This is a genomic window from Vibrio sp. Vb1554 (assembly GCF_033344235.1).
Genome location: NZ_JAWPOJ010000488.1, coordinates 1 through 1,016, shown reverse-complemented (window position 1 = coordinate 1,016; position 1,016 = coordinate 1). Strand labels below are relative to the sequence as shown.

Below are 1,016 nucleotides of genomic sequence, written 5' to 3'. Positions count from 1 at the left end.
TTTAGTTCTGTTCGCCCTGCCCCAACTAAACCAAACAGACCCAGAATTTCACCTTGACGAATATCGAGTGAGACTGGTTGGGTTAACCCTTTTCCTTCAAGGTTTTCAATGCGTAGGCCACTTTCGCCGAGAGAACGCGAACGGTAGTTGTAGATATCGTTGATTTCACGACCGACCATCAGCTCAACCAATTTTTCATGGGTTAAGTCGGTCATGTCGTCAAATGTTTGTACATGTGTCCCATCTTTGAAGATGGTAATGGCATCGCACAAATCGAAGATCTCTTCCATACGATGGGAAACGTACAGAATGATTTTGCCGTCATCGCGCAATTCGCGAATAACTTTGAATAAGTTTTGAATCTCGCGTTGAGACAAACTGCTGGTTGGTTCATCAAACGCGATAATCTGAGCATTGCGGCTTAGTGCTTTGGCAATTTCCACCATTTGCCACTGGCCGATAGAAAACTCTTTAAGTGGGCGAGAAGGATCAAAATCCTCCCCCAAACGTTTTAGCTGTTCTCGCGCTCGAGCGTTCAATGTTTCCACATCTACACTGCCACCTTTTGTTGGCAACTGACCTAGGTAGATGTTTTCTGCCACACTAAGCTCAGGTACCAAGTTCAGCTCTTGGTAAATAATGGCGATACCTTGCTCAAGCGCATCAGTCGCTGAGTTGAACACCAAAGCTTTACCATCGACGACCAACTCGCCTTCAGTAGGTTGGTGTAAGCCACTGAGAGTTTTAAGCAACGTTGATTTACCTGCACCGTTTTCACCCATTAGCGCATGAATGCTGCCTTTGTTGGCGCGAAAACTAATGTTGCTCAATGCCTTAACTCCTGGGAAATGCTTCGATATGTTGCAAAACTCAAGGTAAGAAGGGGAATTTATCATGATCATTCTCTCCGTTTCCCGAAAGAGCGGCGGTCATTGCACCGCCGCAAATAGGCTTAAAGACCTTTTTTCTGTAGCTCTTCACGGAAGTTGTCGCGAGTGATCAGCACAACATCGGTG

General features: G+C 45.9%; 1 protein-coding gene. It reads right to left on the bottom strand.

The annotated features are described in order from the left end of the window. Nucleotides 1–896, bottom strand: an 896-nt coding sequence (locus tag R8N28_RS27265) for an ATP-binding cassette domain-containing protein (RefSeq protein ID WP_318183924.1), incomplete at its 3' end; no start/stop codon positions are given. Nucleotides 897–1,016: the final 120 nt, after the last annotated feature.